Origin of the sequence: Streptomyces colwelliae (assembly GCF_048158785.1) — a bacterium.
In the GTDB taxonomy this organism is placed as follows: Bacteria; Actinomycetota; Actinomycetes; order Streptomycetales; family Streptomycetaceae; genus Streptomyces.
Genome location: NZ_JBLTJC010000406.1, coordinates 1 through 8,811 on the forward strand (window position 1 = coordinate 1; position 8,811 = coordinate 8,811).

Here is an 8,811-nt window from a genome sequence, read left to right on the forward strand (position 1 = left end):
GGATCGTCGCGCTGCCCTGGTCGGCGCTCCGCGACGGGCTCCGCAGACGACTAGATAGGTGGCGACATCTATGTCCGCCATTCCTCGCCCTCGGCGGCGCAGCGGCAGGCCGGCCTCGGTGGCCAGAGCGGTCAGTTCGCGCACGGCGTCGGCCTTGGCTGCTCGCGCCGCTCCTGCCCGAGCCGTTGGACCATGTGCTGCTCCAGGCGGACCTGACGGCGGTGGCGCCGGGTCCGTTGGAGCGGCCGTTGGCGGACATGCTGGACGTGCTCGCGGACGTGGAGTCGAAGGGCGGGGCGACGGTCTACCGCTTCACGCCGGGTTCGGTGCGCCGCGCGCTGGACGCGGGGCGTTCCGCATCCGACCTGCACGACTTCCTCACCGCGCACTCCCGTACGCCGGTCCCGCAGCCCCTCGCCTACCTGATCGACGACGTGGCCCGCAGGCACGGGCATCTGCGGATCGGCGCGGCCTCGGCGTACGTGCGCTGCGACGACGACGCGGTGCTCAGCGAGATCCTGGCGGACAAGCGGTCGGCGGGCCTGCGGCTGCGGCGTCTCGCGCCGACCGTGCTGGCGGCGCAGGCCGACCCGGCGGCGCTTCTCGACGGGCTGCGCGCGATGGGCTTCGCGCCGGCCGCCGAGTCCGCGGACGGCGATGTCGTCATCACCCGCGCCCACGCCCACCGCACCCCGCCGCGCACGGCGCCGGAACCGGTGCCGGACGGCCCGCCGACCCCGGACACGACCCTCCTGTCGGCGGCGATCCGCGCGATCAGGGCGGGAGACCGCGCCTCCACGACACCCCTCAAATCGACAGCGGCCTCGTCCCCGAACGGCGAACTCCCCCGCACCAGTTCCGCCGAGACCCTCGCCACCGTGCAGGCCGCCGTCCTCACCGGCGCCACCCTCTGGATCGGCTACGTCAACGCCGAGGGCGCCGCGAGCCAGCGGGTCATCGCCCCCATCCGCGTGGAGGGCGGCTTCGTCACGGCGTACGACCACACGGCCGACGAGGTGCGGACGTATCCGCTGCACCGGGTGACGGGGGTCGCCGAGCTGGCAGAAGAGTAGGGCGCAGGGGTCAGTTCAGGTAGCGGGCCAGCGCGTGGACGGAGTCCGCCACGAATGTCGGGCGCCCGGCCATCTCGCGCAACTCGTCCTCCGTGACCCACGCGTGCCAGGCGATCTCGTCCGGGTCGGGGGTGATGTCCTCATCGACCACCGCTTCATGAAGGCCTAGCCAGTACGGGCTGATCTCGCCCCGGCACAGGTACTTGAAGGCGAACCGGACCGGCACCCGCACCCCGATTTCCTCGGTGAGTTCACGGGCCGCCGCCTCCTCGTAGGACTCCCCGGCCTCCGCGGCGCCGCCGACCATGAAGTTGTACTGCCCCGGGAAGCGGGACATGTCCGCCGCCCGCCGGTGCACCAGGATGCGGCCCTCCCCGTCCCGGCAGACGGTCGTCGCGACGCGGTGCAGCCAGTGCTGCGCGATGGCCTCGCCCCGGTCCACGGTCCCGATTATCCGGTCCTGTTCGTCCACCCGGTCCACCAGTTCGCCCATGGCCTCACCCTCTCAGAGCCCGGCCGTGATCATCGGCCGGTAGTGCACACTGGACGTTTGGCCGTCCCGAGTCCTCCAGGCCCGGCGAGCCCCGCAGAAAGGCAGTCGCGCGTGAATGGCCCCCTCATCGTCCAGTCCGACAAGACCCTTCTTCTTGAGGTCGATCACGAGCGAGCCGACGACTGCCGGCGCGCCATCGCGCCGTTCGCCGAGCTGGAGCGGGCGCCCGAGCACATCCACACGTACCGGGTGACACCGCTGGGGCTGTGGAACGCGCGGGCCGCCGGGCACGACGCCGAGCAGGTCGTGGACGCGCTCGTGGAGTACAGCCGGTATCCCGTGCCGCACGCGCTGCTCGTGGACATCGCCGAGACCATGGACCGCTACGGCAGGCTCACGCTGAGCAAGCACCCCGCGCACGGGCTCGTGCTCACCACCACCGACCGGCCCGTGCTGGAGGAGATCCTGCGGTCGAAGCGGGTCGCCCCGCTCGTCGGCAACCGGCTCGACCCCGACACCGTCGCCGTGCACCCCTCCGAGCGCGGGCAGATCAAGCAGGTGCTGCTGAAGCTGGGCTGGCCGGCCGAGGACCTCGCCGGGTACGTCGACGGTGAGGCGCACCCGATCGAGCTGGACGAGGACGGGTGGGCGCTGCGGCCCTACCAGAAGCAGGCCGTGGAGAACTTCTGGCACGGTGGCAGTGGTGTCGTCGTGCTGCCCTGCGGTGCCGGCAAGACCCTCGTCGGCGCGGGGGCGATGGCGCAGGCCAAGTCGACCACGCTGATCCTCGTCACGAACACCGTCTCCGCCCGGCAGTGGAAGCACGAGCTGATCAAGCGGACCTCGCTGACGGAGGAGGAGATCGGCGAGTACAGCGGGACGCGCAAGGAGATCCGGCCCGTCACCATCGCCACGTACCAGGTGCTGACCACCAGGCGGAAGGGCATCTACCCCCACCTGGAGCTCTTCGACTCCCGCGACTGGGGGCTCATCCTCTACGACGAGGTGCACCTGCTGCCCGCGCCCGTCTTCAAGTTCACCGCCGACCTCCAGGCACGGCGGCGGCTCGGGCTGACCGCGACCCTCGTGCGCGAGGACGGCCGGGAGTCGGACGTGTTCTCCCTCATCGGGCCGAAGCGGTTCGACGCGCCCTGGAAGGAGATCGAGGCGCAGGGCTACATCGCGCCCGCCGACTGTGTCGAGGTACGGGTCAATCTCACGGACTCCGAGCGGCTCGCGTACGCCACCGCCGAGGCCGAGGAGAAGTACCGCTTCTGTGCGACCACCGCCACGAAGCGGAAGGTCACGGAGGCGATCGTCCGGCGCTTCGCGGGTCAGCAGATCCTCGTCATCGGGCAGTACATCGACCAACTCGACGAGCTGGGCGAGCACTTGAACGCGCCCGTGATCAAGGGCGAGACCTCCAACGCGCAGCGGGAGAAGCTCTTCGGGGCATTCCGCGAGGGTGAGATCAGCGTGCTCGTCGTCTCCAAGGTCGCCAACTTCTCCATCGACCTGCCGGAGGCCACCGTCGCCATCCAGGTGTCGGGCACGTTCGGCTCGCGTCAGGAGGAGGCACAGCGCCTCGGGCGGGTGCTGCGGCCGAAGGCCGACGGTCACCAGGCCCACTTCTACTCGGTCGTCGCCCGGGACACGATCGACCAGGACTTCGCCGCCCACCGCCAGCGCTTCCTGGCGGAGCAGGGCTACGCGTACCGGATCATGGACGCGGACGAGATCCTCGCGGAGAGCTGAGCACCGGCCGTGGGTGACCCCGGTGGTCACTTACGGCGTATGCCCGCTTCCTCGCCGTACTCACCGAGGACGACCACGCTGAACGCGGCGCCCGCGAACACTTTTATGGCGCGGAGGGCATTGCCCAGGCGATGGGGGCGGGTACCGCCGGTGACCGGTGTGGCACCGGACGGGCGGACGGGGGCGGGGGTGGGGTGAAGGGTTGCTGCGCTCATGTCTCCATGGTGCGTCTTGGGACATAAGGTCGGCATCGGTCCAGAGAGCCAACCTCCGGGCCGCCCGTGTACGCCTCCGGGCGGACCCGTTCCCCTCCTGGGTGGAGGGGTCGTCCCCTAGGGGACGAAAAACGATTGGCCCTCATCAGGCCCGCGTCACTAGAATCTCCGCTCTTGCCCGCCTCCCCGCAGGGAGTGCCACCGCCCGGACGGAAACCGGCCGGTATCCCACTTAGGTCCTCCGGAGGCACTCCCTTGTCCACGCCCGCCGCCGACCCCCTCGGCGATCCCCTCTCCCGCGAACGCTCCCACCTCGCCTCCTCCCGTTCCGCGCTGCGCGCCATGCGCGAGGACGCCGAGTCGCTCGACATCAAGGACGTCACGGCGAACTGGGTCAACGCCGCGGTCCTCTCCCGCCAGATCGACGACCGCATCAAGTCGCTGGCCGACCTGAGCGACACCCCGCTGTTCTTCGGCCGCCTGAACTACCTGCACGCACCCGGCGTCGAGCGGGCCGAGGGCGCGGCGGGCGAGCAGTTCTACATCGGGCGCCGGCATGTGCACGACGCCGCGGGCGACCCGATGGTCATCGACTGGCGTGCGCCGGTCTCGCAGCCGTTCTACCGGGCGTCCAAGAAGGACCCGCTGGACGTCTCGCTGCGCCGCCGCTTCGGTTACACGGGCGGCGACCTCACGGCGTACGAGGACGAGCACCTGATGGACCCGGCCGAGGCCGCCGCCACCAGCAAGCTGCTCCAGCAGGAGATCGAGCGGCCCCGCGTCGGCCCGATGCGCGACATCGTCGCGACCATCCAGCCCGAGCAGGACGAGATCGTACGGTCCGGACTCGGCGGGACCGTCTGTGTGCAGGGAGGGCCGGGGACCGGGAAGACCGCCGTCGGCCTGCACCGGGTGGCCTATCTGCTCTACGCCCACCGTGAGCGGCTCGCCCGTACCGGCACCCTCGTCATCGGGCCGAACAAGTCCTTCCTGCACTACATCGAGCAAGTGCTGCCCGCGCTGGGCGAGTTGACGGTCCGCCAGGGCACGGTGGACGACCTGGTCGCGCACGTCGAGGTACAGGGCGCCGACGAGGCACCGGCCGCCGTCATCAAGGGCGACGCGCGCATGGCCGAGGTGCTGAGGAAGGCGATCTACTCGCACGTCACCGTGCCGACCGAGCCGGTGATGGTGGTGCGCGGCTCACGCCGCTGGCGGGTCCCGGCGTACGAACTCGAAGCGATCGTGCGGGAGTTGCTCGACCGCGACATCCGCTACGGCGCCGCCCGCGAGGCCCTTCCGCAGCGCATCGCGCATGCCGTGCTGGTGCAGATGGAGCGGTCCGGGGAGGCGCCGGACGACCGGGTGCAGGACTCCGTGGCCCGCAACGCGGCGGTGAAGGCGGCCGTCAAAGCCGTGTGGCCGCCGGTCGAGCCCGCGAAGCTCGTGCTGCGGCTGCTCACCGACGCGGACTTCCTCGCCGTGCACGCGGACGGCATCCTCGACGAGGACGAGCAGAAGACGATCCTCTGGGCGAAGGCGGTGCGGAGCGTCAAGGCCGCCAAGTGGTCAGCCGCCGATGCCGTGTTGATCGACGAGGCGACCGACCTCGTGCAGCGGACGCACTCGCTCGGGCATGTCGTGCTCGACGAGGCGCAGGACCTCTCCCCGATGCAGTACCGGGCCGTGGGCCGCCGCTGCACGACCGGTTCCGCGACCGTCCTGGGCGACCTGGCGCAGGGCACCACGCCCTGGGCGACGCGAAGTTGGGACGAGGCGCTGGCCCACCTCGGCAAGTCGGACGGTGTGATCGAGGAGTTGACGGCCGGTTTCCGCGTGCCGACGGATGTCATCACGTACGCCTCCCGGCTCCTCCCCCACATCGCCCCGGGGCTCACCCCCGTCGCCTCGGTCCGTGAGAACCCCGGTTTCTTCGACCTCCGCGAGACCACCGGCACGGCCGAAGTGGTCGCCGCCTGCGAGGAGTTGCTGCGCAACGAGGGGTCGACGGGTCTGATCGCCGCCGACGCCCGCGTCCCCGAACTGGCGGCGGCGCTGACGGCGGCGGGCATCGGCTACATCGACCCCGGTGAGGAGACGACCGTAGACACCCGTCTGACGTTGGTCCCGGCGTCGCTCGCGAAGGGTCTGGAGTACGACTACGTGGTCCTCGACGAGCCGCAGGCCGTGGTCGACGGCGAACCGGACGAACGCACCGGCCTGCGGCGCCTGTACGTCGCTCTGACGCGAGCGGTGTCCGGTCTGATCGTCACGCACGCGGCCCCGCTGCCGTCCCAACTCGCCTGAGCGGAAAGGCCGGTTCAGCGGGCGCGGCTCACGCTCCGTCGAGCACCGCCCGCCACTCGCCCACCGCCGTCGCCGACACCGGCCGCTCCCAGCCCTCCGGACGGGCGGCCCCGCCGATGTGGAAGGCGTCGACCCCGGCGGCGAGCAGGGTCGGTACGTGGTCGAGGCGCAGGCCGCCGCCGACCAGGATGCGCTGCTCGTAGCCCGGTTCCCCGCGCAGTGCCGCCTCGCGGAGCAGCGTGGGGAGGCCGTCGTCGACGCCGTCCGGCGAACCGGCGGTGAGGTAGGCGTCCAGGCCCGGCAGGTCCGCGAGTTGTTTGCGCAGGGCGTCGCGGTCGGCGGCGCGGTCGATCGCGCGGTGGAACGTCCAGGCGCAGCCGTCCAGTTCGGCCACGACCCGCTCGACGGCGTCCAGGTCGACGCGGCCGTCCGGGTCGAGGAAGCCGAGCACGAACTGGTCGGCGCCGGCGGTCCGCAGCTCCCCGGCGACCCGGACGAGCCGGTCCACGTTCCCCGCGGCGAAGCCGTCCGCGAGGCGCAGCATCACGCGCAGGTCGATGTCGACGGCGGCACGGATCGCGGCGAAGGTCTCCACCGGCGGGGTGAGTCCGTCGGCCGCCATGTCGGTGACCAGTTCGAGACGGTCCGCGCCTCCGGCCTGGGCGGCGAGCGCGTCCTCGGCGCCGAGGGCGATCACCTCCAGGACTGCACGCGTGCTCATAGGACCCCTTCCGTCGTGTTCCCTGGAGCGGCTACAGGTCTAGTCCAATCTCAGGGTACGCGGGAGGTCAGGGGGCCGCGAGATCACCCCCGTCACACCATCACCCGAAGATGATCAGCTCCTCCGGCGTCGCGCCCGCCAGCTCGTACGCCGAGCCATCCGGCACCGGCCGCCCCGAGTACAGCCGTACGAGCGTGGGCGCGTCGCCGATGTAGCGCGCGGGGGTCAGCTCGCCCGACAGGTCGCCCAGCCGCAGCGGATCGTCCAGGTCGTCGAGGTCGGCGTGCAGAGGCCGGTGGTTCTTCTGACGGGTCACAAGGCCGAGAAGGGTCAGAGCGGACCCCAGCCCCGCGCCACCGTAGGCCCCGGGCTCCCCGAGAACGTCCCGTACGTCCCCGGCGTGCACCCACTCGCCGAGTGCCACCGCGTCCAGCGCGCCGCTCCCGCGGGCGATCACCGCGCCCGCCTCGGTCATGCCCCGCTCCAGTTCGTCGACGACCCGCGCGTTCGTCCAGTCGGCCCGCTCGGCGATGTCCCGGTCGTTGGCCTCCGGCGAGAACACCCCCTCCTCGAACCGGCGCTCCACCACCCGCGTCAGCGCGGCCGAACAGTGCGCGAGCACATCCCGCACGGTCCACCCCGGACACGCGAGGGTCGCCAGCGCGAAGTCCTCGTCGGGGCGGGAACGCAGGAGCGGGATCAGCGCGTCGCGCTCGGTGGTGAGGAGGAGACCGGGCAGTTCGGGGTCGCGTACGTCGTGTGCTGTGTCGGCGAAAGTCATGCGTTCCACGCTAGGGGCACGGCCGCGGGAGGAAAATAAGGAGCATGGCCGATCTCGACGCCCTCCGCGCCCGCTGGACCCACGCCCTCGAAGGCGCCCGCGCACCCGCCCGCACCCCCGACGGCGGTCCCGACCCCGCGCCGTACGCCGAGAATCTCCTCGCCCGCTGGCAGGAGCCGCAGCGGCACTACCACACGCTCGCGCACCTCACCTCGGTCCTCGACCACATCGACGTGCTGGAGAAGCACGCCGACGACCCGGACGTCGTACGGCTCGCGGCCTGGTTCCACGACGCGGTCTACCTCCCGGACCGCTCCGAGAACGAGGAACGGTCCGCGCGGCTCGCCGAGCGGGCCCTGGCGGAGGCGGGCGTGCCGCAGGACAGGACCGCTGAGGTCGCGCGGCTGGTCCGGCTCACCGTCACGCACGCGCCCGCCGACGACGACCGCGACGGCCAGGTCCTGTGCGACGCGGACCTCGCGATCCTGGCCGCGCCACCGTCGGCGTACGCCGCGTACACGGCCGCCGTCCGCGAGGAGTACCACTTCGTCCCCAACGACGCTTTCCGGGACGGCCGTTCGGCGATCTTGCAGCAACTCCTGTCCCTGCCAAGGCTGTTCAGGACGCCGTACGGGGCGGCGGAATGGGAGGCGACGGCGCGCTACAACCTGGCGGCGGAGCTGGAGCTGCTGGCCTCGGCAGGCCCAACTGCCGGGTGAGGAAGGCGGAGAGGGCCCGCCGGAGGGCCTCCTGACCGGCCGAACTGCGCACGGCGTGACCGTCGTCCGGCAGAACCAGCTCCTCCACCTCTCCGCCCGCCGCGCGTCTGGCCCGTACGAACGCCTCGATGCCGGCCGCGTCGACGCGCGGGTCGTGCGCGCCGCGTACGACCAACGCCGGCCCGCGCATGTCCGTGACGCGATGCAGCGGCGAACGATGCCTCAACTCCCCCGTCGGCAACCGGCTCCAGCCGATCTGCTTGTCCCACAGGGCGCGCATACGGCGCCAGTAGGGGCCGTCCGCCCAGTCGGAGGAGGCGAGGTCGACGAGCGGGTTCACGGCGACGGCGCAGCGGAAACGGGGGTCGGTGAGGGCGAGCAGGGACGCGTAGCCGCCGTAGGAACCGCCGTACGCGGCGACCCGGTCCTGATCACACAGTCCCCGCCCGGCCACGGCGTCCACCGCGTCGTGGAGATCCCGCTGCATGCGAGCGCCCCACTCTCCGTCTCCCAGATCACGGAAGGCGCGCCCATAGCCGCTGGAACCGCGGTAGTTGACGCGCAGCACCGCCATGCCGGCGGCGGCGAGCCAGATCGCCTCGGGGTCGTGACGCCAGCGGTCGCGGGCCCAAGGTCCCCCGTGGATACGGAGGATGAGGGGCGGCGGCGCGGCGGCGTCCGGGGGCAGGGTGAGGTAGGCGGTGAGGGGGTGGCCGTCGGAGGCGGTGAGGGTGAGGTGGGTGGTGC

General features: G+C 71.9%; 9 protein-coding genes. 4 read left to right on the top strand and 5 right to left on the bottom strand.

What is annotated here, in order from left to right:
- Nucleotides 1-1,073, top strand: a 1,073-nt coding sequence (locus ACNFOC_RS45635) for a helicase-associated domain-containing protein (RefSeq protein WP_416964900.1), incomplete at its 5' end; no start/stop codon positions are given.
- A 10-nt stretch (nt 1,074-1,083) separates the two neighbouring features.
- On the opposite strand, the gene ACNFOC_RS45640 is transcribed toward ACNFOC_RS45635, so the two are convergent.
- Nucleotides 1,084-1,566 carry an NUDIX hydrolase gene (locus tag ACNFOC_RS45640; protein WP_416964901.1) on the bottom strand — a complete coding sequence of 161 codons (483 nt, stop codon included), beginning with the start codon at nt 1,564-1,566 and terminating at the stop codon, nt 1,084-1,086.
- Nucleotides 1,567-1,677: 111 nt separating this feature from the next.
- On the opposite strand from ACNFOC_RS45640, the gene ACNFOC_RS45645 reads away from it, so the two are divergent.
- The gene (locus ACNFOC_RS45645) at nt 1,678-3,321 is read left to right on the top strand and encodes a DNA repair helicase XPB (RefSeq protein WP_416964902.1); all 1,644 of its coding nucleotides are present in this window, start codon (nt 1,678-1,680) and stop codon (nt 3,319-3,321) included.
- A 26-nt stretch (nt 3,322-3,347) separates the two neighbouring features.
- On the opposite strand, the gene ACNFOC_RS45650 is transcribed toward ACNFOC_RS45645, so the two are convergent.
- Nucleotides 3,348-3,536, bottom strand: a complete 189-nt coding sequence (locus ACNFOC_RS45650; RefSeq protein WP_416964903.1) for a hypothetical protein — start codon at nt 3,534-3,536, stop codon at nt 3,348-3,350.
- Between the two features lie 255 nt (nt 3,537-3,791).
- On the opposite strand from ACNFOC_RS45650, the gene ACNFOC_RS45655 reads away from it, so the two are divergent.
- Nucleotides 3,792-5,843: a HelD family protein gene (locus ACNFOC_RS45655; protein ID WP_416964904.1), complete on the top strand. Its 2,052-nt coding sequence runs from the start codon at nt 3,792-3,794 to the stop codon at nt 5,841-5,843.
- A 28-nt stretch (nt 5,844-5,871) separates the two neighbouring features.
- Here the strand turns inward: ACNFOC_RS45655 and ACNFOC_RS45660 are convergent, their stop codons facing one another.
- Complete coding sequence (locus ACNFOC_RS45660) at nt 5,872-6,564, bottom strand: copper homeostasis protein CutC (RefSeq protein ID WP_416964905.1); 693 nt, start codon at nt 6,562-6,564, stop codon at nt 5,872-5,874.
- A gap of 100 nt (nt 6,565-6,664) precedes the next feature.
- Nucleotides 6,665-7,345, bottom strand: coding sequence for a maleylpyruvate isomerase family mycothiol-dependent enzyme (locus ACNFOC_RS45665; protein WP_416964906.1), 681 nt, complete (start codon nt 7,343-7,345; stop codon nt 6,665-6,667).
- 44 nt (nt 7,346-7,389) lie between these two features.
- Between ACNFOC_RS45665 and ACNFOC_RS45670 the strand changes: the two genes are divergently transcribed.
- A complete protein-coding gene (locus tag ACNFOC_RS45670; RefSeq protein WP_416964907.1) occupies nt 7,390-8,064 on the top strand; it encodes an HD domain-containing protein in 675 nt (224 codons plus the stop codon).
- Here the strand turns inward: ACNFOC_RS45670 and ACNFOC_RS45675 are convergent.
- The coding region (locus tag ACNFOC_RS45675; RefSeq protein WP_416964908.1) for an alpha/beta hydrolase family protein at nt 7,964-8,811 on the bottom strand (848 nt) is incomplete at its 5' end. The two genes, ACNFOC_RS45670 and ACNFOC_RS45675, sit on opposite strands and share 101 nt — an antisense overlap.

Coding starts and splice junctions, on each gene's coding strand:
- ACNFOC_RS45650 (WP_416964903.1), bottom strand. CDS start 3,536: ATGAGCGCAGCAACCCTTCACCCCACCCCCGCCCCCGTCCGCCCGTCC.
- ACNFOC_RS45665 (WP_416964906.1), bottom strand. CDS start 7,345: ATGACTTTCGCCGACACAGCACACGACGTACGCGACCCCGAACTGCCC.
- ACNFOC_RS45660 (WP_416964905.1), bottom strand. CDS start 6,564: ATGAGCACGCGTGCAGTCCTGGAGGTGATCGCCCTCGGCGCCGAGGAC.
- ACNFOC_RS45670 (WP_416964907.1), top strand. CDS start 7,390: ATGGCCGATCTCGACGCCCTCCGCGCCCGCTGGACCCACGCCCTCGAA.
- ACNFOC_RS45640 (WP_416964901.1), bottom strand. CDS start 1,566: ATGGGCGAACTGGTGGACCGGGTGGACGAACAGGACCGGATAATCGGG.